The organism is Serpentinicella sp. ANB-PHB4 (assembly GCF_031432315.1).
GTDB lineage: Bacteria > Bacillota > Clostridia > Peptostreptococcales > Natronincolaceae > Serpentinicella.
Genome location: NZ_JAVKGO010000001.1, coordinates 133,602 through 159,020 on the forward strand (window position 1 = coordinate 133,602; position 25,419 = coordinate 159,020).

26 protein-coding genes are annotated in these 25,419 nt (G+C 32.0%); 23 read left to right on the top strand and 3 right to left on the bottom strand.

The genetic code is table 11. The features are described 5' to 3' along the window. Positions 1–43: 43 nt before the first annotated feature. A protein-coding gene (locus RH915_RS00755; protein ID WP_310477328.1) for an IS3 family transposase occupies positions 44–1,383 on the bottom strand; the annotation gives its coding sequence in 2 pieces (ribosomal slippage) (positions 44–990 and positions 990–1,383; 1,341 coding nt in all). A 164-nt stretch (positions 1,384–1,547) separates the two neighbouring features. Between RH915_RS00755 and RH915_RS00760 the strand changes: the two genes are divergently transcribed. From RH915_RS00760 to ccsB, 4 genes are all read left to right on the top strand, one after another. Next, complete coding sequence (locus RH915_RS00760) at positions 1,548–2,273, top strand: NAD-dependent protein deacylase (RefSeq protein WP_310477329.1); 726 nt, start codon at positions 1,548–1,550, stop codon at positions 2,271–2,273. A 147-nt stretch (positions 2,274–2,420) separates the two neighbouring features. Then, positions 2,421–3,695 carry an ammonia-forming cytochrome c nitrite reductase subunit c552 gene (locus tag RH915_RS00765; RefSeq protein WP_310477331.1) on the top strand — a complete coding sequence of 425 codons (1,275 nt, stop codon included), beginning with the start codon at positions 2,421–2,423 and terminating at the stop codon, positions 3,693–3,695. Between the two features lie 62 nt (positions 3,696–3,757). Next, on the top strand, positions 3,758–4,960 hold the full coding sequence (locus tag RH915_RS00770) for a cytochrome c biogenesis protein ResB (RefSeq protein ID WP_310477332.1): 1,203 nt from the start codon (positions 3,758–3,760) through the stop codon (positions 4,958–4,960). Positions 4,961–4,972: 12 nt separating this feature from the next. Beyond that, positions 4,973–5,800, top strand: coding sequence for a c-type cytochrome biogenesis protein CcsB (gene ccsB, locus RH915_RS00775; protein ID WP_310477333.1), 828 nt, complete (start codon positions 4,973–4,975; stop codon positions 5,798–5,800). A gap of 30 nt (positions 5,801–5,830) precedes the next feature. On the opposite strand, the gene RH915_RS00780 is transcribed toward ccsB, so the two are convergent. Beyond that, positions 5,831–6,442 (bottom strand): NUDIX hydrolase, encoded by a 612-nt coding sequence (locus RH915_RS00780; protein ID WP_310477334.1) that lies wholly within the window; start codon positions 6,440–6,442, stop codon positions 5,831–5,833. Between the two features lie 79 nt (positions 6,443–6,521). Between RH915_RS00780 and RH915_RS00785 the strand changes: the two genes are divergently transcribed. The 6 genes from RH915_RS00785 to deoC all read left to right on the top strand — a co-directional run bounded on the left by RH915_RS00785 (position 6,522) and on the right by deoC (position 10,397). Further along, positions 6,522–7,004 carry a cob(I)yrinic acid a,c-diamide adenosyltransferase gene (locus RH915_RS00785; RefSeq protein WP_310477335.1) on the top strand — a complete coding sequence of 161 codons (483 nt, stop codon included), beginning with the start codon at positions 6,522–6,524 and terminating at the stop codon, positions 7,002–7,004. 24 nt (positions 7,005–7,028) lie between these two features. Next, the gene (gene hpt / locus RH915_RS00790; protein WP_310477336.1) at positions 7,029–7,547 is read left to right on the top strand and encodes a hypoxanthine phosphoribosyltransferase; all 519 of its coding nucleotides are present in this window, start codon (positions 7,029–7,031) and stop codon (positions 7,545–7,547) included. 79 nt (positions 7,548–7,626) lie between these two features. Continuing rightward, positions 7,627–7,794, top strand: a complete 168-nt coding sequence (locus RH915_RS00795; RefSeq protein WP_310477338.1) for a hypothetical protein — start codon at positions 7,627–7,629, stop codon at positions 7,792–7,794. 92 nt (positions 7,795–7,886) lie between these two features. Beyond that, on the top strand, positions 7,887–8,888 hold the full coding sequence (locus RH915_RS00800) for a restriction endonuclease (protein ID WP_310477339.1): 1,002 nt from the start codon (positions 7,887–7,889) through the stop codon (positions 8,886–8,888). Positions 8,889–9,132: 244 nt separating this feature from the next. Continuing rightward, positions 9,133–9,711 carry a phosphate propanoyltransferase gene (pduL, locus tag RH915_RS00805; protein WP_310477340.1) on the top strand — a complete coding sequence of 193 codons (579 nt, stop codon included), beginning with the start codon at positions 9,133–9,135 and terminating at the stop codon, positions 9,709–9,711. Positions 9,712–9,722: 11 nt separating this feature from the next. Then, complete coding sequence (gene deoC / locus RH915_RS00810; RefSeq protein ID WP_310477341.1) at positions 9,723–10,397, top strand: deoxyribose-phosphate aldolase; 675 nt, start codon at positions 9,723–9,725, stop codon at positions 10,395–10,397. Positions 10,398–10,430: 33 nt separating this feature from the next. Here the strand turns inward: deoC and ychF are convergent, their stop codons facing one another. After that, a complete protein-coding gene (gene ychF / locus RH915_RS00815) occupies positions 10,431–11,525 on the bottom strand; it encodes a redox-regulated ATPase YchF (protein ID WP_310477342.1) in 1,095 nt (364 codons plus the stop codon). Positions 11,526–11,719: 194 nt separating this feature from the next. On the opposite strand from ychF, the gene RH915_RS00820 reads away from it, so the two are divergent. From RH915_RS00820 to murG, 13 genes are all read left to right on the top strand, one after another. Continuing rightward, positions 11,720–12,271: a YhcN/YlaJ family sporulation lipoprotein gene (locus RH915_RS00820; protein ID WP_310477343.1), complete on the top strand. Its 552-nt coding sequence runs from the start codon at positions 11,720–11,722 to the stop codon at positions 12,269–12,271. A 130-nt stretch (positions 12,272–12,401) separates the two neighbouring features. After that, positions 12,402–13,142: a prolipoprotein diacylglyceryl transferase gene (lgt, locus tag RH915_RS00825; RefSeq protein ID WP_310477344.1), complete on the top strand. Its 741-nt coding sequence runs from the start codon at positions 12,402–12,404 to the stop codon at positions 13,140–13,142. Positions 13,143–13,298: 156 nt separating this feature from the next. After that, complete coding sequence (locus RH915_RS00830) at positions 13,299–13,445, top strand: Spo0E family sporulation regulatory protein-aspartic acid phosphatase (protein ID WP_310477345.1); 147 nt, start codon at positions 13,299–13,301, stop codon at positions 13,443–13,445. A gap of 213 nt (positions 13,446–13,658) precedes the next feature. Continuing rightward, positions 13,659–14,090, top strand: coding sequence for a division/cell wall cluster transcriptional repressor MraZ (gene mraZ / locus RH915_RS00835; RefSeq protein ID WP_310477346.1), 432 nt, complete (start codon positions 13,659–13,661; stop codon positions 14,088–14,090). Between the two features lie 15 nt (positions 14,091–14,105). Then, positions 14,106–15,041, top strand: a complete 936-nt coding sequence (rsmH, locus tag RH915_RS00840; RefSeq protein WP_310477347.1) for a 16S rRNA (cytosine(1402)-N(4))-methyltransferase RsmH — start codon at positions 14,106–14,108, stop codon at positions 15,039–15,041. A 25-nt stretch (positions 15,042–15,066) separates the two neighbouring features. After that, positions 15,067–15,564 (top strand): cell division protein FtsL, encoded by a 498-nt coding sequence (locus RH915_RS00845; RefSeq protein ID WP_310477348.1) that lies wholly within the window; start codon positions 15,067–15,069, stop codon positions 15,562–15,564. A 29-nt stretch (positions 15,565–15,593) separates the two neighbouring features. Next, a complete protein-coding gene (locus tag RH915_RS00850; RefSeq protein ID WP_310477349.1) occupies positions 15,594–17,792 on the top strand; it encodes a penicillin-binding transpeptidase domain-containing protein in 2,199 nt (732 codons plus the stop codon). A gap of 82 nt (positions 17,793–17,874) precedes the next feature. Further along, the gene (locus tag RH915_RS00855) at positions 17,875–19,353 is read left to right on the top strand and encodes a UDP-N-acetylmuramoyl-L-alanyl-D-glutamate--2,6-diaminopimelate ligase (RefSeq protein WP_310477351.1); all 1,479 of its coding nucleotides are present in this window, start codon (positions 17,875–17,877) and stop codon (positions 19,351–19,353) included. Next, positions 19,331–20,719: a UDP-N-acetylmuramoyl-tripeptide--D-alanyl-D-alanine ligase gene (locus RH915_RS00860; protein ID WP_310477352.1), complete on the top strand. Its 1,389-nt coding sequence runs from the start codon at positions 19,331–19,333 to the stop codon at positions 20,717–20,719. Before RH915_RS00855 ends, RH915_RS00860 begins: the two co-directional genes overlap by 23 nt. A gap of 3 nt (positions 20,720–20,722) precedes the next feature. Next, positions 20,723–21,724, top strand: coding sequence for a phospho-N-acetylmuramoyl-pentapeptide-transferase (gene mraY, locus RH915_RS00865; protein ID WP_310477353.1), 1,002 nt, complete (start codon positions 20,723–20,725; stop codon positions 21,722–21,724). 15 nt (positions 21,725–21,739) lie between these two features. Further along, complete coding sequence (murD, locus tag RH915_RS00870) at positions 21,740–23,104, top strand: UDP-N-acetylmuramoyl-L-alanine--D-glutamate ligase (RefSeq protein WP_310477354.1); 1,365 nt, start codon at positions 21,740–21,742, stop codon at positions 23,102–23,104. 5 nt (positions 23,105–23,109) lie between these two features. Further along, positions 23,110–24,222 (top strand): putative lipid II flippase FtsW, encoded by a 1,113-nt coding sequence (gene ftsW, locus RH915_RS00875; RefSeq protein WP_310477355.1) that lies wholly within the window; start codon positions 23,110–23,112, stop codon positions 24,220–24,222. Between the two features lie 12 nt (positions 24,223–24,234). After that, complete coding sequence (gene murG, locus RH915_RS00880) at positions 24,235–25,335, top strand: undecaprenyldiphospho-muramoylpentapeptide beta-N-acetylglucosaminyltransferase (protein ID WP_310477356.1); 1,101 nt, start codon at positions 24,235–24,237, stop codon at positions 25,333–25,335. Positions 25,336–25,419 lie beyond the last annotated feature (84 nt).

Here is a 25,419-nt window from a genome sequence, read left to right on the forward strand (position 1 = left end):
TTTTATAAAGTGTACCCTTTGTAAAGGACTTTTTAAAAAAAGACTATGCTACACTAGAAAGATGATTCCTGTACTGTACAGGGGTCATCTTTTTCAAATTCCACTGATATCTGTAGTTGTTGTAATAAGACATGTAACTCTTAATTTCACGCTTTAATTCAGCTAGTGTTTCACAAGGCTTAATAGATGCTTCATCTTTGAAGTGACCAAAAAATGATTCCTGTGGAGCGTTATCCCAGCAGTTTCCTCGTCTCGACATGGATTGTTCTAAACCATATTTCTTAACCATTTTCTGATAGATTGGACTTGTATAATGAAATCCTTGATCTGAATGGATGAAGGCTCCATCTGCAAATTTAACTCTCTTGTTATTTCTCAACTGTAAAAGCGTATCTGTAGCGATATCTAGAGTGATACGATCAGAAACGTTATAAGCTAAAATTTCATTGGTTGAACCATCTTTAATAGTGGATAAATAAGCTTTCTTTCCCTTTCCATAAAATAAATAAGTGATATCTGTTAATAATACTTTTCCAGGTATATTTTGTTTGAACTGTCTATTTAATTTGTTTGGTAATACAGTATGTTCCTTAGTTGCTTTCGCCATCTGACGATATGGATTAGCTTTTCTGATAGGACATATAATGCCATATTTCTTCATAATCCTGCGAATACGTTTTAGGTTGTAATTGATATTAAATTCGCCTTCTAAAGTCATTTTAATTTGACGAGCACCCTTCTTGCGTCTTTTATAGTTAAAGGCTTTAAGTATCTTCTCTTTAGCAAGTTCATCTTGTTTGTCACGTTGTTTTCTTCTCTCAAGTGACGCTAATGAGAAATAATTATAGTATCCTGAAGGGGACACCTTGGCTTGCTTACATAAATACCTCACTTTGTTTTTTAATTTAAACTTTTCAATTACGGATTTAATTAGTTCAAACCTCTGGGATACAGGAATGTTTATTTCCGTTTCTTTTTCAGCCTCCTCTCTGCCATATCGATCTTTTTTAGTAATTCTAACTCTGCTTTTAATAAGCTGTTTTGAGCCTCTAACCTTTCATATTTCTCTTCGATAGAGAGTTGCTTTTCACTTGGTCTACCGGGGTTTTCTTTACGGGTGTCTTGTAAACCCTCTACACCATTTGCTTGGTATGCCGCACGCCATCTTTTCCCTGAAGACTTTATACGGTTTTTTCCGATAATGTCTATATCAAATCCATGTTCGTCAAATATTTGTCTTGGAAATTTACCTTTTTCATTTTCAGTAATAAAAATTCGTTTAAATTCATCAGTATAAGTGATCCCTTTTGCACTAACAGATTTAACGTAGTGATTTTTAGATAATATTTTTATTTCCTTTTCCGTAAACAATCTCTTACTCATTTTATTTCCCCATTTACTATTTTTTCTTAATTATACACAAAAGTACCCTATAAGTAGACTTTTTTTAAGTGTCTACTCTATAGGGTACATTTTATTATATAGGAGGTTTTTTTATATTAATGTAGTATATACTAATATAAATAAGTTTTGAGGGGGAGTCTATAATGAACGATAAGATAGATAAGTTAAAGAAAATAGTAGAGAAATCCAGCAATATTGTTTTTTTTGGAGGGGCTGGGGTATCTACTGAAAGTAATATCCCTGATTTTAGAACAGATAAGGGAATATTTAATAAAAAAGAAGAATATCCTCCAGAGATAATGCTTAGCTATAGTTTCTTTAAAAAGCACCCTGACAAGTTTTACAAGTTCTACATAGAAAATATGGTATATGCCCATGCACAACCTAATGCTGCACATAACGCCTTGGCTAATCTAGAAAAGCAAGGAAAATTAAGGGCTGTCATAACACAAAATATAGATGGGTTACATCAAAAAGCTGGGAGTAAAAATGTACTTGAACTTCACGGAAGTATCTATAAAAATCATTGTATGAGCTGTGATAATGGATATCAGCTAGCAGATGTTGTTGCCAGTAAAGGGGATATACCAAGATGTAATAAATGTAATGGTATTATAAGACCTAATGTTACTTTATATGAGGAAGCTTTAGACAGTAAAGTAATTGAAGATGCAATTAACTATATTAAAAATGCTGAAGTATTAATTATTGGAGGTACTTCTTTAGTTGTATATCCAGCAGCCGGATTAATCAATTATTTTACAGGTTCAAATTTAATTCTGATCAATAAAGATCAAACACCCTATGATAACAATGCAAACCTAGTCATTAATGATAGTATAGGTGAGACACTAAAAAAATTGATATAAAATTGTATATAACTTAATTAAATTTAAAGCTATAAAAGCAACTACACAATGTAGTTGCTTTTATGTTTTTGATAATTCTAGCACATAAAATCCCTAATAATTTGAAACAATAAATTATATCAAAGTTAAATATTAGGAGGATTAAATATGAACAAAAAACAAACTAAGTTTGTTTGTATACTAGTAACATTATTTTTAATATTTATCCAGATAGGTTGTGGAACTGCTAGTGAAGAGGATGATCCACCGGAAACCGGTGAAGAAGAAAGAGCATTAGAAAGGCCACCTATGGAGGAAATGATAGTATCATCGGAGCACTGGAAAGACGAATATCCGTTAATATATCAATCCTTTATCAATACATCCAGGGCAAAAGATTGGGAAATAGAAGACACATCTTTAGGAGGCCTACATCCTATAGACTATCTTGAGAGATATCCAGAAATAGCAATTTTGTATGATGGAATAGGTTTTGGGAAAGAATACTTTGCAGCAAGAGGGCACTACTACTCTTTAGATGATGTTATTAATACATCAAGACCAAAACCAGGTGCTTCATGTTTAGCTTGTAAAACAGGAGAGTATGAATATTTACATGTTAAGTATGGGGATGAAATGTTTGCAATGGATTTTCACACCACTGTACAGGAAGTACAACATCCGATTAGTTGTTATAACTGCCACAGAAATGAACCTGGAAAAAATATTCACGTAACATTGCCACATTTAGATAATGCAATAGAGAATTTAAACCTAGAAATTGATCCTGGAACAAGGGCATGTGCCCAATGTCATGTAGAGTACTTTTTAGAACCCGAAACCAAAGAAGTAATTTTACCTTGGGATAACGGTTTAGGTGTAGATGAAATTGAAGCGTATTTTGATGAAAGAGATTTTTACGATTGGAAACATCCGAGAACAGGGACACCATTGATCAAAGTTCAGCACCCAGAATTTGAAATGTATACTGGTAGTATACATGATGGATTTGGAATAAGTTGTGCAGATTGTCATATGCCAACCATGGAAGAAGAAGGTGAAACATATACATCACACTGGGCAAAAAGCCCTCTAAAAACAGTTGGTGAATCCTGTGGTTATTGTCATGGAGAAGGAGAACAGGAACTTATTGAGTGGGTCGAAGATATACAAAAAGAAATAGATGCAAAAAAAGCAGAAGTGAGTACTTTACTAGTTCAATTAATTGAAGAGTTTGCTGAAGCACTAGAAGAGAGAAGTTTGGATGACGATACAGTTGAAGAACTATGGAGTCTTCACAGGAAATCACAGTACCGTTGGGATTTTGTTTTCGTAGAAAATAGTACAGGATTCCATAACGCCGATAAGTCAAGAAAAACCTTAGAGGATGCAAAACAATATGCAGAGGAAGCACTAGAAATATTAGCAAATCACAGAGAATAAATATCAAACCACCACGATAATAAGTGGTGGTTTAAAAAATAAAAAAAGGAGGGGTTTACCCTATGGGTAAAATGTTAAAATTCCTTAGATCTATGAAGTTAGGGTTAATATTACTTGTAATCATTGGAGTTTTTTCTGTCATAGGTTCTATTATTCCACAAGGTAGAGATGAAGCATTTTATTTATCGAGATACTCGGAAAATATGTCAAGACTTATAGTGAGTACAAAAGCGTATGATATTTTCTATTCAAAATACTTTATTTTTGGATGCATAGCACTAATGATTAATCTGTCACTGTGTAGTATAGTGCGTTTAAATATAATTATCAAAGAAATAAGAAAGATACCAAGTAATAAATCTATGAAACAGATACAGACTGAATTTAGCAATGCACAAGAAATAGCTAAAAAATATGGTTTTAATAAAATTAATCATGAGGAAGATGGGCAGAAGCGTACATACTACTATAAAAAAAATAAAGTGGGATACTTTGGGTCATGGATGATACATCTTGGTGTTTTATTGATTATCTGTTTCTATTCCTACGGTCATTATACTGAATTTACTACCTCTGTATATGGTGTGCCTACAACGTCTAAACCTATAGAAGGTACTGAGTTAAATTTAAGAATCAATGAATTTGATATAGAGTATAGAGAAGATGGTAGTATTGAACAATATATTTCAAAAGTAGATTTGTTAACATCTGATAATCAACATATAAAAAGCGAGAAAATTTATGTCAATAATCCTATGCGCTATGATGGATTAACTTTTTATCAGACAGCTACTGGTTGGGCATCAAATATACAAGTTTATCACAATGACACATTAATAATGGAAGACATATTTTATGAGAGTACTGTTATGTACGAAAATAGAGATGATATTGTAATCCAGTTTAACAAGTTTTACCCAGATTTAATAATGACCCCGCAAGGCTTATTTTCTGCATCTAATGAGATGAACAACCCCCATGTTTTATATACAATTTTTTATAACGGTCAAAGAGTAGATATGAATGTTTCTTCTATAGGTGAAACGATAGAGTGGAACAACTACAAGTTTATATTTGATAATCCTCAGATGTACACATATCTTCAAATTAATGAAATGAAAGGAAAAATGGGGGCTTTGATTGGATCAATTATTATAGTCATTGGACTTGTATTATGTTTTTATTTTAAGCCAAAAGAAATTTTAATACATCAGAAGAAAAATAAAATTGTATTATATGGTAAAAATTTATCAATACAGGTATAGGAGGAGAATTATATGATTAAAGAAGGGAACGCTTTTTTTATAGCTTTAGGCTTGTATAGTTTAGCAACAATCGCTTACATTGTTTTTTTTATGTTAAGAAAAGAAAAGTATGCGAAGTATGGGAGTTTGATAATAAAATTAGGGATTGCATTTCATACCATAGCATTGACAGTACGGACAGTAGAGGCAAGTAGACTTCCATTGTCAAATCAATATGAGTTTGCAACAAGTTTTGCATGGGGTATAGCACTATGCTTTGCTGCATTTGAAAAAAAATATAATTTCAAAGCACTAGGTACATTTGTAACACCACTTATATTATTAATAGCTTTTTATGCAGCTTTACAATCTAGAGAAATAAGACCTCTTATGCCAGCACTTCAAAGTAGATGGATTATAATACACGTTTTAACAGCTGTTATAAGTTATGGTGCTTTTGCCGTAGCGTGTGGTATATCTCTGATGTACTTAATAAGAGATAAGTTTAAAAGTGATAACTTTATTTCAAATCATATACCAGACTTTAAGACTTTAGATACAATTAGTTATAGAGCAACTGCAATTGGATTTATAATGTTAACCATAGTTATAGTAAGTGGTGCGATATGGGCAGAACAAGCTTGGGGAAGATATTGGCAATGGGATCCTAAAGAAACTTGGTCGCTTATTACATGGATTATATACTCCGTCTATTTACATGTAAGACTGACAAGAGGGTGGAAAAACAAAAAGGCCGCAGTTTTTTCTGTATTAGGTTTTATTGCAATACTTTTTACATATATAGGGGTTAATACATTATTGACAGGGTATCATTCATACGCTTTTATAAGTATGTTATAATGTACGAAGTATAAAAAAACTTTATAGACATTATTTAGTAATAATGTCTATAAAGTTTTTAAGGATTTTTGCTGTAAGGCCCCAAATAACTTGATTCTGGTATTGATAAAAATAAATCTCATAAAAATTAGTGCGCCAATCATAATTTCTGCCTCCTTGTATAAGGTGATAAGGAAAATCCTCAGAAAAGTTTAGGCTAAGGTCTATTTTTTGCATAGTAGGTGGATTTTGAATGAAATGAGATAAAGGGACTGTAAATATTGAGTCTACCTCATCTTTATTAAGCTTTAACTTATTTATATTTATGTTTTTGTTTATAGCGCAGAAAGAATAGATGGTTGTATTAAACAGTGTTGAAATTGGTTTAAGTTCACCTACGACTTCTATGTTTTCTTGTTTGATACCAATTTCTTCTTCAGTTTCTCTAATCGCAGAAAATAGAGGTGACTCATTTGGTTCTATTTTACCACCTGGAAAGCAGATTTCACCTGGTTGGTGTTTTAATGTAAATGATCTAATTTCAAATAATAGATGTAGATCATTGTTAATTTCAATAATGGGAATTAATACAGAGTAACTATTAGCGCGATCATTGTTTTTACTATTATTAGAAAAAGCCTTTATAATATCTTGGTAATTCATATTTGACACCACTTTCAATGTTTTATTTAATAGTATCATGTATTAACTAATAATTTCAAATTAGTATGAGGTGATAGAATTGTCTATATACACGAAAATAGGAGATAGGGGCACAACAAGTTCAGGCAATGCACTAAAAGAAAAAGATGATATTTTAATCGAATGTCTTGGTACATTAGATGAGTTAGTATCATTACTAGGAATAACTCGTACACACATAACTGATATACCAGTAAATAATAATATTCTAAATATCCAAAGAAAGTTATTTATAATAGGCGCTGAATTAAGCCAGAATAATAAACAAGGAATTGACCCAAAAGATGTAAAATGGCTTGAAAGTATTATAGACAATACAATGAAAGATCATGTGATTGAAAACTTTATAGTACCTGGAAATAATAAAGAAAGCAGTTATTTACATATGTCACGAGCATTAACTAGAAGATTAGAACGACGGCTAGCTTCACTAAAACGAACAAATAATTTCAATATACTCATCTTAGAGTTTATTAACCGATTGTCAGATGTATTTTTTGCAATGGCAATTGATTTAGAATAACTTTACAAAAGGGGAAGTGTTAAAATGATAAAAAATGTATTAATTAACGAAGAAGTAATAAAGGAAAAGGTTACGGAACTGGGTGAACAAATAACAAGAGATTACAGCCAGCACAATGAAATTGTAGTAATTGGTGTACTTAAAGGTGCTAATGTCTTTATGGCTGACTTAATTCGTAAAATTAAAATCGACACAGTGTATATCGATTTTATGTCTGTATCAAGCTATGGGGATTCTACAGAGAGTTCGGGTGTAGTAAAAATACTCAAGGATTTAGATTTAGATATAAGTGATAAGCATATAATAGTGATAGAAGATATTATTGATACTGGACTGACCCTTGATTATCTAACTAAAAATCTAAAAGATCGAAATGCTAAAAGTATAAAAATATGTACATTATTAGATAAACCTTCAAGACGAAAGTGTGCCATAGAAATTGATTACTTAGGGTTTGAAATACCAGATAAATTTATAGTTGGTTATGGGATAGATTATGCAGAAAAATATAGGAACCTACCATATATAGCAGTTTTAGACTAGTCAAAATCTTTTTTTCATTGTGTATATTATATTAAGTAAGACTCCATACTAGTATTAAACTATTTAGGGGAGGTATACAATGGAAGCTAAATTTGAGGAAGTAAAACAAAATTTCATTAATGCTGATTTAGACGGTAAAATAGAAATTTATACAACGACACAGGGACTTTCAGTGGATCAATTCAAAGAACTATTGAAACATTTTCCTTTGCAACATCTAGATAAACTTGAAAAAGCAATGGCATAGATAACAAATTGAAATCCTCTTTATTAAAAGAGGATTTTAATTTGTTATAAAGTTGTCAATACTTAAATTAGAAAATAATAAAGGAGGACAACATGAAAAATATTAATGCTTTTTTTCAATTTTTAACAGGTCAAGTAAAGGGGTATAGTAAGAATAGAAGTAGTAGTCGAAGGTTTAATGCATATTATATGCAATCTAAAGAGGATCAAAGGAATCAAACAGCAAAAGTATTTGATTATGTTTTAGTACGTTTTATGGTTTTTTTAGTAATATTTACATTTACATATGTGGAGTTTAATAACGTGTATACATCTGGATTAACAGCTTTAGTTATTTTAACAGTAATCCATTTTATTCTAATAAAACATAGAGAAAAAAAACTTAGTAAAAATAAAATCTTAAAACGTAAATCCTTAGCAGGTCAAAAGGTGTATAAAGAATTAACTAATAAAACGCAAGAAGAGGCACAGGATTATATCTATAATTTATTAAGTACATTACATTTTAAAAATATTAAATTTGAGTCGGTTCAAAATAAAGTTATTGAGTTAAATGCAGCATTAAATGGCGAACGTGTTAACATACTATTTTATTTATACAAAGCCGATGTAGATGTTGAATTAAAAGAAGTAAGAGAATTTTTTCAGAATTCAGTTAAAAACGAGGTGAACAAAGGAGTAGTAATAACAACATCAGACTTTACTCAAGATACCTATAATTTCTTAGAACAATTACATGGGAAATTTAAATTGATTCTAATTAATAAAGATATGCTATTACGAGTGATTGATAAATGCAACTTATTTCCTGATGAAGATGAAATAGATGAAATTATTGAAAATAAAATAAGCAAAAAAGAAAGAAAATGGAGTCAATATAAAAATGTGATGTTTTCAGGACAAAAAGTAAAAGGCTATTTTTTACTATCCATATATTTACTTATACTATCCAGACATATACCATATAGTACTTACTATAAAACAGTTGCGTTAACAACCTTACTGTTAGGACTAATTTCATTGGCAGCATATATGTTAAAGAAAAAAAACAAAACAAAAGATGTAATTGATATCGATCAGTTATTTAATAAATAATATAGACTAAAAAATTATAAATATTATAAAGGCTTGTTCATGGGTATAAGTAATATATTAGAAAAATTATCTATTGAATAAGATAGAAAAATAATATAATGAAGATTTTTACGAGCTAGTGTAAAATTATTTAGGAATTGATTTTTAGTGATTTATTTGAGAAACAAATATCTAATGGTTTGATTTTTTGCATCAAAAGACGTATAATTTACTTTGTATGATATACATAAAGGAGGAAAAACAAATGAGTAAAAAGATGATACCAATTGCATTATCAAACAGACATATGCACTTAAGCCAAGAGCATATCGAGATCCTTTTTGGAGAAGGATATGAGTTAACAAAATTTAAAGATCTATCTCAACCAGGACAATTTGCAGCACAAGAAAAGGTTGATGTAGAAGGACCAAAGGGAACAATAAAAGGAATAAGGGTACTTGGACCTGCGAGAAACAGTACGCAGTTAGAGATTTCATTAGCAGATGGGTTCGTATTAGGGATTAACCCACCAGTAAGAGATTCAGGAGATATTGCTGGTAGTCCAGGTGCAAAATTAATTGGACCAAAAGGTGAAGTTGTAATCGAAGAAGGGATTATTGCTGCTGCAAGGCACATACATATGGGTGTTGAAGATGCAGAAAAGCTAGACGTAGTAGACAAAGAGAGGGTACAAGTGAAAACAGAAGGCGAGAGAGCCTTAATATTTGAAAATGTACTTGTAAGAGTTAACCCATCATATGACCTTGAAATGCATGTAGATGTTGATGAAGGTAACGCAGCAGGAGTAAAAAATAGAGAATTAGTAGAGCTTATTAAATACTAATAGAGGTGAATATGATAAAAGATATAGCAAAATACATTGATCATACAGTACTAAAAGCCGAAACCACTGAAAACGAAATTAAAAGATATTGTGATGAAGCTAAGCAATATGGATTTTACTCCGTGTGCATAAACAGTGCAAATGTTGAGTTTGTAGCTAATCAACTAAAGAATAGCCACGTTAAAGTCACTTCCGTTGTCGGATTTCCACTAGGAGCTTCTTCTACAGAAAGTAAAGCTTTTGAAACGACTTTTGCTGTTAAAAAAGGTGCCGATGAAATAGACATGGTTATCAATATTGGAAAGTTAAAGGAAGGCGATACTGACTTTTTACTTAATGATATAAAATCAGTAGTAGAAGCTGCCAATGGCGCAATAGTAAAGGTTATTATAGAAACTGCATTGTTAACGGAAGAAGAAAAAATTCAAGCATGTAAAATATCTAAAAGTGCAGGAGCTCATTTTGTAAAAACATCTACAGGATTTAGTACTGCTGGAGCTAATATTGAAGATATAAAATTAATGAGAGAAGTAGTAGGTCCAGATTTAGGAGTGAAAGCTTCAGGTGGTGTTAGGACATTAGAAAATGCCACAGCGCTTATTGATGCAGGTGCATCCCGTATAGGTGCAAGCGCATCCGTAAATATTGTCTTAGGAACCACTGATAACAATTCAAAAGGATATTAATAAATATAAAAAAAGCCCTGTAATAACAGGGCTTTAAACATTAAATCTAAATAAAATAACGTCACCATCTTTAACAATATAATCTTTTCCTTCAAGTCTAACAAGTCCTTTTTCTTTTGCAGCATTATGACTACCACACGTTACTAAATCATCATAAGCAACCACTTCTGCTCTAATAAATCCTTTTTCAAAATCCGTATGAATTTTCCCGGCCGCCTGAGGTGCTTTAGTACCTTTTTTTATTGTCCAAGCTCGAACTTCCTTAGGTCCTGCTGTTAAATAACTTATAAGACCAAGCAATGAATAGGAGGCTTGTACTAATCGGTCTAACCCAGATTGACTTAAACCAAGTTCTTCTAAAAACATGTCCTTTTCATCATCATCCAACTCAGCAATTTCTGCTTCTATTTTTGCACATATTACAACAACTTCGGCATCTTCATTTTTAGCAAATTCACGTAGTTGCTTAACATAAGGGTTATTACTACCACCTTCAGCAACTTCATCTTCAGAAACATTTGCAATATAGATGATAGGTTTAGAAGATAACAAGTCTATATTTTTTAAAATTTCTTTTTCTTCAGCATTAAATTCTATAGATCTAGCAGATTTTCCTTCTTCTAAAGAAACTACTATCTTTTTGAGTAGAGTTAGTTCGGGAAGTAAACTTTTATCACTTTTAACCAATTTCTCAGTCTTTTGAATTCTTTTTTCCACCATTTCAAGATCAGAAAAAATAAGTTCAAGATTTATTGTTTCAATATCTCTAATAGGGTTAACATCGCCATCTACATGAGTGATATTGGAGTCTTCAAAACACCTTACAACATGGACAATAGCAGCAACTTCACGTATATGTGATAAAAACTTGTTTCCTAAACCTTCTCCTTTACTAGCGCCCTTAACTAGACCAGCAATGTCATAAAACTCAATAGTAGCTGGAAGGACTTTCTCTGATTGATGCATCTCTTCCAATGTATGTAATCGGTGATCTGGTACAGCAACTACACCAACGTTAGGCTCAATTGTACAAAAAGGATAGTTAGCAGATTCTGCACCTGCTTGAGTGATGGCATTAAAAAGTGTACTCTTACCTACATTTGGCAACCCAACAATCCCTAATTTCATTATAATCTTCCTTTCTCATTTCTAAGTCTAAACAACAAAAATAATTATATATGAAGCAGTAAACATTAGCAACCGATATATTATTATTTAGCTTATTATTCCAACAATATGACTTATTAATCTTATTAAAAAATGAAAAAAAAACCAAAATAAAAATAGCAAATCGTGAGAAAATAAGTACAGGAGGTGAATAAATGAAAAACAAAAAAAATCTAATGTTTCTATTTTGTTTAGTACTTGTTTTTGCAGCTTTTGCCACAGGGTGTAGACCATTAGAAAGACCAGATCCTACACCAGCGCCAGACCAAAACCAACAAACAGAGTTGCGTGAGACTACACCTGGAGCTGACACGCCAGAGGGAAATCAGCAACCTAACAACGATATGACAGGTGTAGGTGATTTATCTTCAAGAGCAGATACAATAGCAGATGCTGTAACTGATTTACCAGAGGTTGATAGTGCCACAGTTTTAATAACAGATAACACAGCTATTGTAGGAATAACTACAATGGATGACACCATGGGTGACAATAATGTTGGCCAGAACTTACAAAATGATGTAGAAAGAGTTGTTAGAGAAGCGGATAGAGAAATTGATAGAGTTTCGGTAACGACTGACCCTGATTTATTTACCAGAATTGAAAATATAGCGAATGAAACAGGTCAAGGTAGACCATTAAGTGGTTTTGGAACAGAAATTGAGGAGATACTTCGAAGAATCACACCTACAAACCCAGCAAATTAAGAAATCAAAATGAACGAAGGTGAAGATCATTCTTCTCCTTTGTTCATTTTACATAAGCAATAGTTGATTTGTAAAAAATAAATTTAAGGTATATAATAGCTTCGTAGCAATAATAAGAGGGGGTGACAATTTGAATCCAATAGCATTTGAGTTATTTGGTATACAAGTAGCTTGGTACGGAATACTTATATCTTTAGGTATAATATTAGGTGTTATATTAGCAACTAAAAGAGCTGTGGCGGTTGGGTTGCATGAAGAAACTGTTGTAGATATGTGTTTGCTTGCAATACCTGCTGCCATACTCGGGGCTAGAGCGTACTATGTTATTTTTAAATGGGATTATTATAGTCAAAATTTATCGGATATTTATAGATTTCGCCAAGGAGGGCTTGCGATCCATGGAGGAATAATTGCAGGTGTTGTAGTAGGTTATTTATTTTGCAAGAAGAAGAAAATAAGTTTCTTAAAGTTAGCTGATGTTTGTGCACCCAGTATAATACTTGGACAAGCTGTAGGACGATGGGGTAATTACTTTAATCAAGAAGCTTATGGTAGAGCAACCGAATTGCCTTGGGCAATTGAGATTGATGGAATGATGGTACATCCAACATTTTTATATGAATCTTTGTGGAATTTTGCAGTTTTCTTTTTCTTACTTTACTTTACAAAGAAGAAAAAAGCAGATGGACAACTTTTTTTATTGTATCTAATACTATATTCTGTAGGAAGATTTTTTATAGAAGGGCTTAGGACAGACAGCTTAATGATTGGCCCTTTAAGAGTGGCTCAAGTAATAAGTATTGTTTTAATTATTGTATCTATGGCTTTTTATTATACTTTACAGAAAAAACCAAATTCCAATAAAAAATGATCTATATTTTGCATAATAGTTAGAAATAGAGAATAAAATGATGAAAATAAAAGAATAACAACAAAATTCTTCCAAATATCGACGTAAATTACTTTGACTTAATGCAAGTTTTTGTATAATATATGTGATACCACACTAAAAATATGGGGTGATCATATGATAAAAAATGATATACAAAATATGCAAAGACAATTAAATGAGTTTATTGTAAATGAAGTGGAGTATGAGAAAATATATGATTTAAGTGTTCAACTTGATGAGTTAATCATAAATTATTACAGAGAAGAGAAACTTCCTGTTTAGACTTCGGTAATATAAAACAAAATAAGTATATTCTTACAAAAGTGCTAAAGGGCAATCTGTATACAGATTGCCCTTTAGCACTTTTGTCCTATATTTTAAAAAAATAAAAAAAAACAGATTAGAGAGAAGGAATTTCACAATTGTTAACGAATTTATTAATAAAGTGGTGAAGAGTGGTATAAAGTGGGGGCAAATCCCAAAGGCGGGGTGACAATGTTTATAGGAGAATTTAATCATAATATTGATAGCAAGGGTCGTATAAGCATGCCTTCAAGATTTAGAGAAGAGCTAGGCACTAATTTTATTGTTACTAAAGGATTAGACAATTGTCTATTTGTATATTCTATGGAAGAGTGGAAAATACTTGAGAATAAACTAAAGACTTTACCAATGACAAATAAAGATGCTAGAGCGTTTGTCAGATTTTTCTTCTCGGGTGCAGCAGAATGCGAATTGGATAACCAGGGAAGAATAAGAATCCCCAATAATCTACGTGAACATGCGCTTCTTGAAAAAGAAAGTATCATTATTGGCGTTGCAACAAGAATAGAAATTTGGAGTCAAGAAAATTGGGAAATATATAACAACCAATCTCATTTAAGTTACGATGATATTGCATCAAAGATGGAAGAATTAGGAATTTAAGGATGTGACGATTAGATGGAGTTTTTTCATATGCCAATTATGCTAGAAGAATGCATAGAAAATTTAAATATAAAGAAAAATGGGATTTATATTGACGGGACCCTTGGAGGAGCAGGACATTCAAAAGAAATAGCTAAGAAACTAGATGAAAATGGTTTGTTAATTGGGATTGACCAGGATATTAATGCTATTGAGGTAGCAAAAACCAGATTAGCAGACATGAAATGTAAGATAAAGCTAGTACATAATAATTTTGAAAATATAGCTGGAATTTTAAAAGACTTAAAGATTGATAAGATAGATGGAGTTTTACTAGATCTTGGTGTGTCATCCCCTCAACTTGATAAAGCAGAAAGAGGATTTTCATATATGAATGATGGAGAGTTAGATATGAGGATGAATCAAAGTAGTCCATTGAGTGCAATGGAGGTAGTTAATAATTATTCAGTCAAAGATCTAACTAATATAATATGGAAATATGGTGAGGAAAAGTGGGCCAAACGTGTTGCATTATTCATTGAAGATGAAAGAAAAAAACAGAAAATTGCTACTACTGGACAATTAGTGGAAATTATAAAAAAAGCAATACCTAAATCAGCTAGAAAAGAGGGATCGCACCCAGCAAAGAAAACTTTTCAAGCTATACGTATAGAAGTAAATAAAGAGTTAGACATAATTGACAAGACGATTAAACAAATAACAGAGCATATGGCACCAAAAGGACGTATTTGTATAATTACCTTTCATTCGTTGGAAGATAGAATTGTAAAAAATACTTTTAAAAAATTAAATGATCCATGTATTTGTCCGCCGCAGTTTCCTGTTTGTACATGTAATCAAAAAAAGAAGCTTGAAATTATTTCAAGAAAACCAATAGTACCAAGAAAAGTAGAGCTAGAAAACAACAGCAGATCTAAAAGTGCAAAATTAAGAGTAGCAGAAAGGGTATAGAGTCAAGTTCTAAAGGGATAAAGGGGTGAATAAATTGGTAGTAGCTGAAAAAAAATATGAATACAATTATCATGTAGAAGAAAAACAAAATGAAGTGTTTAAAGAGCAGAAAAGATTAAAAAAACAAAAAAAATATAGTGTTAATAAAGTTGTTTTCTTTTCATTATTGTTTATCGGTGCAGCTGCCTGTTTATTAATTTTAGCTAGGTATGTAGTTATAAGTGGAGAGACACATAATTTAAACGATCTAACTAGACAACTTTCTCAGCTAGAGAATCAAAAACAAACCCTAGAAATTGAATATAAGAGTATGACATCTTCAAGAGTAATACAAACTGAAGCAATAAATCGCTTCGATATGCGTTCTCCAAATGCAAACCAATATGTCCATATTAGTGTGGATAGAGAAGAGGTTAACTATATATCTAAACAATTAGATAATAAATTTAATTCTCAACCTGAGTATAGAAAAAGTACAATTAATCAGATATTTGCCAAGATAACAAGTGCATTCAATATATAACAAAAGGGTAAGACTGAAGGGGGAATTAGATGTCTGTCCCAAATATTTCTACTAAAAAAAGATTATTATTCATTTTTGGTACTGTCATTTTTGCAATTTCTATCTTAACAATTCGGCTCGGCTGGATACAAATAGTCAGAGGAGAGAAACACATAGAGTTAGCCAATATTCAACAAACAAGAGACACACCCCTTAGTCCTGAAAGGGGGACTATATTTGATAGAAATGGCAATATGCTTTCGGTAAGTACTAGTACTTTTATTCTTTGGGCAAGACCTAGTGAAATAAGAGATGCTGATAAAGCAGCGGATGTACTCTCAGAAATTTTAGACTTAGATCGTGAAAAAACATATGAGAAGATAACCTCAAGGGTTAGTTTGGTAAGGATAGCAAGAACAGTCGACGATGATACACGAAGAGAAATTATACAGGCTAGAATTAGAGGGTTATCCTTTGAACCAGATTTTAAAAGAAACTACCCATACGGGGATTTTGCAGCTTATATACTAGGCCATACTTCTGATGATGGAGAGGGCATTGCAGGTATCGAAATGGCTTTTAATAAATATCTTAAAGGTACACCAGGAAGAACAATAAGACTAACTGACGGGAAGGGAAGACAAATTGACAATAGTCCTCTTATGTATCATCCTCCCGAAAACGGATTGAACGTGGTTTTAACAATTGATGAAGTGATACAACATTTTACAGAGAAAGCAGTATATAACGCTCTAATAGAAAATGATGCTAAGCGTGTTATGGCAATAGTTATGGAAGTAAAAACCGGTGACATACTGTCCATGTCTGTAAAACCTGACTACGATCCAAATTCTCCTAGAGTACCTTTAGATGAGAACTTAAGAATTCAATTAGATGAAATGAATAATGATGAGAAACTTGAGACTTGGTTTGACATGTGGCGTAATCCACTTATTAATGACACTTATGAACCGGGATCTACATTTAAGCTATTTACTACATCAGCGGCATTAGAAGAAGACATTGCGACGCCTGATACTGAATTTTACTCGAAAGGTTATGCAATAGTTGGAGGGCGAAAAATAAAGAGTTGGCGATGGTATAATCCTTTTGGACATCAAACTTTAACTGAAGCGGTACAAAACTCAGATAACCCAGTTTTTATTGAATTAGCACAGAGAATGGGTGTAGATACATTTTATAAATATATAGATGCATTCGGATTCACAGAAAGAACAGGTATTGACCTGCCTGGTGAAAGAAGTTCACTTATGTATAATATAAATAATGTAGGACCTGTAGAGTTGGCAACTATGTCTTTTGGCCAAAGTATATCTATAACACCTATCCAACTTATTACTGCAACATCTGCTATAGCAAATGGTGGAAAATTAATGCAACCTAGAATAGTAAAAGAGCTTGTCGACGAAAATAATAACGTTGTACATCATTTCGAGGAAAAGATGGTGAGACAGGTTATTTCAGAAAAAACCTCACAACAAATGCTAGAAATAATGCAATCAGTAGTCTCTACAGAAAATAAAGCTTATATACCAGGGTATAGAATAGGTGGGAAAACAGGTACTGCACAAAAAGTAATTGATGGTGCGTATGCACAAGGAAAACATATTTCTTCATTTGTAGCTGTAGCGCCTTGTGACGACCCAGAAATTGCTGTATTAATCGTAATAGATGAACCAAATGGTTATAGTCACTTTGGTGGAGTGATTGCAACACCAGTAGCTAGAGATATATTAGATGAGACGCTAAGATACTTAGATATTAAACCAAAGTATAGTGAGGAAGATGAGGAAAAATTTGTTCAAAAGGAAGTTGTTGTACCAGATATTCGAAATATATCAATTAAAGAAGCTTCCACAATACTTAATCAAAGTAATTTAAACTACACAACAGATCAAGATTTTTCAGATATGACCGAAACATTAAGTTATGACAATATGACTGTAAGGGATACTTTTCCTAAACCGGGAGCAAAAGTACAAGAAAATTCAACTATAATATTATATACAGAACTAAATACGGAACGATCAAATGAAATTAGAGTACCAGATTTAACGGGAAAAACAATAAGAGAGGTTAATACTATTTTAAACGGGTTAGGACTAAAATTAAAATCTCAAGGAGAAGGCTATGCATCACAACAATCACCTAGTCCTAATGAGTTGGTTAAACAAGGAACCGTAGTGACTGTTGAGTTTAGAAACAATATAAATGGCAACCGAAATTAATATTTCGAGTTGCCATTTTAAAAGAATGCATAAGTTATTATAAACATCTAATTTCAATTTAATAAATAAAGGGGGGGCTATGTTGCTCTTAAAACATTTACTTGAGGGCGTTACTAAAACAAATGATGACATGAAAGTAAACATTGATAACATTTGTTATAACTCAAAAGAATGTAAAAAAAACAGCTTATTTATATGTATTCCTGGCTTTAAAGCTGATGGGACATTATTTATTGATGAAGCTGTGAAAAATGGGGCAATAGCCGTACTTTCAGAAGAGGAAATATCTTCTGAAAATGGAATTATATCGATTTACAGTAAGGATGCTCGCAAGGCAATGGCAAAGATAGCTGCGAATTATTACAATAATCCAAGCAAATCACTAAATCTGATTGGTGTTACGGGTACAAATGGAAAAACTACAATATCTCATATGATTAAAAATATATTAGAAGAAAGCAATGATAAAGTAGGATTAATTGGAACAATATCAAATTGGATAGGAAAAGAGGAAAAACAAGCAGTACGAACAACTCCAGAATCTTTAGATTTACAAGCGCTTTTCAGAAATATGCTTTCAGAAGGTATAAGAACCTGCGTTATGGAAGTATCCTCCCATGCTTTAGTGCTTAAAAGAGTGGATCAAGTGGAATTTGACATAGGTATATTCACAAATCTATCACCAGATCATCTAGACTTTCATAAAACAATGGAAAATTATAGAGATGCAAAAAAACAATTATTTTACAAAACATTAAGGTATAATATTATTAATATGGATGATATTCACGGTGAAAGTATTCTGCTGGATCTAAAGCAAGAAAAAACACCTACTATAAGTTACGGAATGAGTAATTTAGCAGAAATAAGAGCTGAAAACATAAAAATGTCAATAAAAGACGTTAGTTTTGAATTAATAACACCAAAATATAATCAGTTTGTTAATATCCCTACGCCGGGTTTATTTTCTGTATATAATGCATTGGCTGCAAGTGCTACTGCATATGCCCTTGATATAGATAAGAATTTTATAGTGTCAGGTTTAAAAAAATCAATGACACCTGGAAGATACGAGACTATACAAGAAATAAAAGAATTTACTGTAATTATTGATTATGCTCACACAGAAGATGCATTAGAAAATGTTTTGAAATCAGCTAAAAAATTTGCAACGGCGAATCTCATTTGTGTTTTTGGTTGTGGCGGAGAAAGGGATAAAAGTAAAAGAGCGGGTATGGGCAAAGTATCAGGTTTGTACAGTGATTTAACGATTATTACAGCAGACAATCCAAGAAATGAGGATTTAGACAAAATTATTAATATGATAAAAGATGGTATTGATACAACAATAGGCCAGTATATCATTGAAAAAGATAGAAAGAAAGCTATACGATTAGCATTAAAAAAAGCGAAGAAAAGTGATATTATAATTATTGCAGGAAAAGGACATGAAAAAAATCAAACAATAGGAAATAGCATATATTCTTTTGATGATAAGCAAGTAGCGCTTCAAATTGCAAGAGAGGAAGGAATAATACATGATAAAACAAAGGATAGATAATATTTACAGCAAATGTGAAGGTACGATCATTACAAATCCCCAGACAACGATACTAGGAATATCTACTGATACAAGAACGATTAAACCAGGAGAAATGTTTGTTGCTTTAATTGGGAAAAACTTTGATGGGCATAATTATATTGAAGAGGCAATTAAAAAAGGTGCAAGTGCGGTATGCTATGAAAAAGGAAAGTACAATCCTGCTGAGAATGATACTAAATCTGTTTCTTTTATTCAAGTTGAAAATACACTTGCTAATCTTCAAGAAATTTCTACTTATTATCGAAATTTATTTGATGTACCTTTTGTAGGAGTAACAGGAAGTACCGGAAAAACAACAACTAAAGACATGATCAGCCATGTGTTATCACATAAGTACAATACACATAAAAATGAGGGAAATTTTAACAATGAAATAGGATTACCTCTAACACTCTTGAATTTAGATAAGTCCCATCAATATAGTGTATTAGAAATGGGTATGTCGGAAAAAGGTGAAATTGAAAATCTAGCTAAAATCGTAGAGCCAAATATAGCCATTATAACAAACATTGGACTATCCCATATTGAGAATTTAGGTAGTAAAGAAAACATAATGTCAGCAAAGTTAGAAATAAGTACCTTCTTAAAACAAAATGATATTTTACTTTTAAATGGAGATGACGAACTGCTTAAAAATTATACTCCATCCAATAGTTTTAAAACAGTTTTTATTGGATTATCTAAAGAAAATGATTTTTTTGCTGAAGAAATTAACACCGTAAATGAAAATGGATATGAATTTGATGTAGAAATAGGGAAACATAAGTACAGGTTTGAAATTAAACAACCAGGAATTCACAATGTTTATAATGCTTTATTTGCAATTTGGGTTGGTATCTATGCTGAGATGAACCCAGATGAAATAAATACTGCATTAAGTACATTTAAACCGACGAGAATGAGACTGGAATTAATCAAGTTACCTAGATACACAATCATTAACGATGCGTACAACGCCAATCCGGACTCAATGAACGCTGCCTTAAATGTCCTATCAGGCCAAAAAGGCAATAAAAAAATAGCTGTGTTAGGAAATATGTTTGAAATGGGAGAACACGCAGAATATGGTCATCGCATGGTTGGAGAATACGTAATCAAAAACAAAATAGATACCTTAATAACGATAGGAAATATGGCTACATGGATTGCTGATGAAGCTAAAAAATTAGGTTTTGATACTAATAAGATCTATGAAACGCACTCCAATGATGAAGCATTCAAAAAAATTGTCGAGATTACAAATGATGATGATGTCATTTTACTAAAAGGGTCAAGAGGAATGAAAATGGATGAAATTGCAACTAATCTACAAGAGAGGAGCTAATTCATGATACATCAGAAACAGCTTATATATACCATAATTATTGGCTTTTTTATAACTATTATCTTAGGGCCTCTAATTATACCATTTTTAAAAAAACTTAAAGTGGGCCAGACGGTAAGAGATGAAGGGCCAAAAAGTCATTCAATAAAAAGTGGCACACCCACAATTGGTGGAATAATAATTATCATATCAATTTTTATAACATCTTTAACATCAGGAATTATTAATCGGGATTTATGGGTTGCTTTATTTGTTACATTAGCATTTGGAATTATAGGTTTCATAGATGATTTTATAAAAGTTGTAATGAAAAGAAATCTAGGCTTACGAGCGTACCAAAAATTAATTTTACAAATTATTGTAGCTGTAATTTTAGCTATATATAAAACATCACAGTCCCACGAAGCGATCAATACTAAAATATTAATACCTTTTATAGATGGTCAATTTGAAATAGGAAGCCTAAGCATACCGCAGTATCTTGATTTAGGGGTACTATACATACCGTTTATAGTTTTTGTAGTTGTGGCTACAGTTAATAGTGCTAATCTTACTGATGGCTTAGACGGATTAGCATCAGGGGTTACATTAATAATTGCTGCTTTTTTTGGATTTGTAGCAATGCAAGAAGGATTTACTAGCTTAGCTATTTTTGCTAGCGCAGTTACTGGAGCATGCTTAGGTTTTCTGAAATTCAATTCTCACCCTGCTCAAGTGTTTATGGGTGATACTGGATCACTAGCATTAGGTGGCGCAATAGCATCGTTGGCAGTTTTGATGAACGTAACTTTAATAATACCAATTGTTGGAGGAATATATTTTGCTGAGTCTTTATCAGTAATTATTCAAGTTTTCTCTTTTAGGTTAACTGGAAAACGTGTGTTTAAGATGAGTCCATTACACCATCACTACGAGTTGTCAGGGTGGGCTGAAACTAAAGTAGTTACAGTGTTTTGGATTACAACAGTAATACTTTGTTTAATAGGATGGTTAGGTTTGTTTTAGAAAGCAGGTGATTAAGTGGATTTACATAATAAAAATGTTCTAGTGATTGGATTAGCAACTACAGGTATACCTCTTGTAAAAGTATTAGACGACCTAGGTGCAAGCATTATAGTAAATGATGCTAGAAATGAAACTCAACTAGAGGAAACCTTAAAAAAGTTAGGTGAATTTAATGTTAAATATTACTTAGGAAAACACCCTATTAATATTGATGAACTAGGTCATATAGACTTAGTAGTTGTTTCTCCAGGGGTTCCATTGGATATCCCATTTATTAAGCAGATAAAACAAAAAGGTGTGAAGTTGATTGGTGAAATCGAATTAGCCTATCGGCTTATGAAAGGCCAAATAATTGCAATAACGGGTACAAATGGAAAAACTACTACAACCGCATTAACAGGAGAAATATTTAAAAATGCTAATAAGAATGTGTTTATTCTGGGAAATATCGGAACTGCTGCAATATCTAAAGCATTAGACACTAAAGACGATGATTTTATAATTTTAGAAATTAGTAGCTTTCAATTAGAAAGTTGTGATAAGTTCCATCCAAATGTAGCAACTGTTTTAAACATAACTCCTGATCATTTAAATAGACATTATACCATGAATAATTATATAGATATTAAATTTTCTATTTTCCAAAATCAAACTATAACAGATTATAGCATTATTAACTATGATGATTTAGATTGTCGTAATAAAATTGATAGAACAAATGGAAAAGTAATTTACTTTAGTAGAAGACAAGAACTTGAGGAAGGTATATTTGTCAAGGATGATTATATAGTAATTAAGAAAAACGGTATAGAGAGAAAAGTTATAAACACTGCAGATATATTATTACCTGGGAAACATAATTTAGAGAATGCATTAGCAGCAACTGCTATGGCATATATATATGGGATAGATATTGAAATTATTTCAAATTCACTAAAATGTTTTTCAGGTGTAGATCATAGACTACAAGTAATCGCCAATATTAATGGTGTAGAGTTCATTAATGATTCTAAAGCAACCAACGTAGAGTCTGCAAACAAAGCGATTGAAGCAGTTGAGAAACCAATACTTCTAATTGCTGGAGGAATGGATAAAAATACTGATTTTACTTCATTTATTAGAGTTATAAAGAAAAAAGTTAAAGTTTTGTATGTTTTCGGAGAAGTAAGTAAAAAACTCTTTGAAACAGCAAAACTGAATGGTTTCGATTCTGTACATATTGTCAAAGATCTTGATGAAGGAGTATCAAAAGCATATAACCAAGCCAGTGAAGGGGAAGCAATTTTACTATCCCCTGCTTGTGCTAGCTGGGATATGTACACAAACTTTGAAGAACGTGGGAATCATTTCAAGCGCATTGTATCCAAATTAAAGGGGTGAGCTGTATGAAGCAAAAAAAATCCTATGATGAAACAATTTTGATTACAGTAGCTTTGCTCGTGACTTGTGGAATAATTATGGTTTTTAGCTCGAGTTATGAATATGCTAGAGATGTTATGGGGGATGAGTATCATTTCTTAAAAAGAATTCTAATTTGGGCTAGTATAGGGACTGTTGCAATGTGGTATTTCACAAATTATAGCTATTGGAAACTTGCGCGTTTTGCTAACATAATACTAATGATCACAATTGCTCTATTAGTTGTAGTAATAACACCTATAGGTAAGGAAGTTAACGGAGCACAAAGATGGCTTGGGGTAGGTTCATTTACAATTATGCCCTCTGAAATCGCAAAGTTTGCAGTTATTATTTTTGTTCCTGTAAGCATTAGTAAAAAGAAAGAAAAAATGCAGACGTTTATATATGGTTTACTTCCCTATTTAATTTTAGGAAGTATACTATTTGGGTTAATTTTACAGCAACCAGATTTAAGTACTGGGTTTGTAGTTTTTAGTATAATTATTGCAATGGTTTTTGTTGGTGGAGTAAAGTTAACCCATTTCTACGCATTGATGGCAGCTGGAGCTGCTAGTGGAGCTGCTCTATTTACGTACTTATTTGTATCGGGTAATAGTTATAAGGCTAGACGTATTACAGCATTTATTGACCCATGGGCAGATCCAAGTGGTGCAGGTTTTCAAGCAGTTCAATCACTTTTAGCAATAGGTAGTGGAGGGTTGTTTGGAAAAGGTTTTGGTGGTGGGATGCAAAAACGATTTTTTCTGCCAGAGCCTCAAAATGATTTTATATTTGCAATTATAGCTGAGGAATTAGGATTTATTGGAGCAACATGTATAATTTTATTATTTACCATATTAATTTGGAGAGGTATTATGGTTGCTGTAAATGCAAAGGATATGCTAGGTTGTTTAATGGCTACTGGAATAATAAGTATGATTATAGTCCAAGTACTTATAAATATTGCAGTTGCAACTTCTACCATGCCAGTAACAGGTATGCCATTACCTTTTATTAGTTTTGGTGGGAATGCATTAGTTATATTTATGGCTTCTATTGGTATTTTGCTAAATATATCTAAACATTCGAAACTTGAATAGGGGTTGAAAAAAATGAAAGTAATAATCAGTGGAGGCGGAACTGGAGGACATATATATCCAGCAATAGCAATAGCGAATAAAATACGTAAAGAAAATCCTAAAGCGGATATTTTATTTATTGGCACACAAAAGGGACTTGAAAGCGAGATTGTGCCTAAGGCAGGATTTAAAATAAAAACAATTACAGTTAGCTACTTAAAAAGAAAGATTTCTTACCACAATGTAAAAAGCGCCGTGATGCTATTAAGAGGAATAGTTCAAGCGAGAAGTATAGTGAAAAAATTCAATCCAGATATTGTTATAGGAACCGGTGGGTTTGTTTGTGGACCTGTTCTTTTTGTTTCAAGATACTTAGGTATAAAAACAATAATACATGAACAAAATGTTTTTCCAGGATTAACAAATCGAATCTTAGAAAAATACGTAGACAAAGTTGCCATTAGCTTTGATGATGCAAGAAAGCACTTTAAAAGTCAAGACAAATTAGTGCTTACAGGAAATCCAATTAGAGAAGAATTTTTAAATGTTCAATTGTCCGATGCAACCGAAAAGTATAAGGGTGTAAGCTCATTGCCTTTGGTTCTAGTTGTTGGTGGAAGCGGTGGATCCGATAGTGTAAATAAGGCCACTATAGACTTATTAAAAGAATATAATAATAGAAAGTTCCAACTATTATTTGTTACAGGGAAAAATCACTATGAGAGTGTAATGGAGGAATTGAAATCTAACAACAATCTATCCACAGTTGATAAAATTCTACCTTACTTAGATGATATGCCTCATGCATTAAAGGCAGCGGACATTGTTGTATGTAGTGCAGGAGCAATTACTCTCTCAGAAGTAACTGCACTAGGGAAACCTGCAATTATAGTTCCGAAAGCGTACACTGCAGAAAATCATCAAGAATTTAATGCCATTGCCTTAGAGAATAAAGGTGCAGCAGTGGTTATTAAAGAAAATAAATTAACTTCTAAAAATCTTTACGATAGCTTGACATTAATTTTAGATAATAAGACCAAATATAGAGAAATGCAAGAAAGTAGTAAAAAATCCGCTGTTACAAATGCTCTAGAAACAATATACAAAGAGATACAGCAACTTCTAAATGCTTAAAAACAAAAGGTAACACCTCTAGAAATTCACGCATAGTATAGTTATATACATTTTTTTAAATGCAATATTTAACATATGTTTGGA

What these genes read in the sequence shown, in the direction of transcription:
- RH915_RS00760 (WP_310477329.1), top strand. Translation starts at nt 1,548, where the DNA reads ATGAACGATAAGATAGATAAGTTAAAGAAAATAGTAGAGAAATCCAGC.
- RH915_RS00765 (WP_310477331.1), top strand. Translation starts at nt 2,421, where the DNA reads ATGAACAAAAAACAAACTAAGTTTGTTTGTATACTAGTAACATTATTT.
- RH915_RS00770 (WP_310477332.1), top strand. Translation starts at nt 3,758, where the DNA reads ATGGGTAAAATGTTAAAATTCCTTAGATCTATGAAGTTAGGGTTAATA.
- ccsB (WP_310477333.1), top strand. Translation starts at nt 4,973, where the DNA reads ATGATTAAAGAAGGGAACGCTTTTTTTATAGCTTTAGGCTTGTATAGT.
- RH915_RS00780 (WP_310477334.1), bottom strand. Translation starts at nt 6,442, where the DNA reads ATGAATTACCAAGATATTATAAAGGCTTTTTCTAATAATAGTAAAAAC.
- hpt (WP_310477336.1), top strand. Translation starts at nt 7,029, where the DNA reads ATGATAAAAAATGTATTAATTAACGAAGAAGTAATAAAGGAAAAGGTT.
- RH915_RS00795 (WP_310477338.1), top strand. Translation starts at nt 7,627, where the DNA reads ATGGAAGCTAAATTTGAGGAAGTAAAACAAAATTTCATTAATGCTGAT.
- RH915_RS00800 (WP_310477339.1), top strand. Translation starts at nt 7,887, where the DNA reads ATGAAAAATATTAATGCTTTTTTTCAATTTTTAACAGGTCAAGTAAAG.
- pduL (WP_310477340.1), top strand. Translation starts at nt 9,133, where the DNA reads ATGAGTAAAAAGATGATACCAATTGCATTATCAAACAGACATATGCAC.
- deoC (WP_310477341.1), top strand. Translation starts at nt 9,723, where the DNA reads ATGATAAAAGATATAGCAAAATACATTGATCATACAGTACTAAAAGCC.
- ychF (WP_310477342.1), bottom strand. Translation starts at nt 11,525, where the DNA reads ATGAAATTAGGGATTGTTGGGTTGCCAAATGTAGGTAAGAGTACACTT.
- RH915_RS00820 (WP_310477343.1), top strand. Translation starts at nt 11,720, where the DNA reads ATGAAAAACAAAAAAAATCTAATGTTTCTATTTTGTTTAGTACTTGTT.
- RH915_RS00830 (WP_310477345.1), top strand. Translation starts at nt 13,299, where the DNA reads ATGATAAAAAATGATATACAAAATATGCAAAGACAATTAAATGAGTTT.
- mraZ (WP_310477346.1), top strand. Translation starts at nt 13,659, where the DNA reads ATGTTTATAGGAGAATTTAATCATAATATTGATAGCAAGGGTCGTATA.
- rsmH (WP_310477347.1), top strand. Translation starts at nt 14,106, where the DNA reads ATGGAGTTTTTTCATATGCCAATTATGCTAGAAGAATGCATAGAAAAT.
- RH915_RS00850 (WP_310477349.1), top strand. Translation starts at nt 15,594, where the DNA reads ATGTCTGTCCCAAATATTTCTACTAAAAAAAGATTATTATTCATTTTT.
- RH915_RS00860 (WP_310477352.1), top strand. Translation starts at nt 19,331, where the DNA reads ATGATAAAACAAAGGATAGATAATATTTACAGCAAATGTGAAGGTACG.
- mraY (WP_310477353.1), top strand. Translation starts at nt 20,723, where the DNA reads ATGATACATCAGAAACAGCTTATATATACCATAATTATTGGCTTTTTT.
- ftsW (WP_310477355.1), top strand. Translation starts at nt 23,110, where the DNA reads ATGAAGCAAAAAAAATCCTATGATGAAACAATTTTGATTACAGTAGCT.
- murG (WP_310477356.1), top strand. Translation starts at nt 24,235, where the DNA reads ATGAAAGTAATAATCAGTGGAGGCGGAACTGGAGGACATATATATCCA.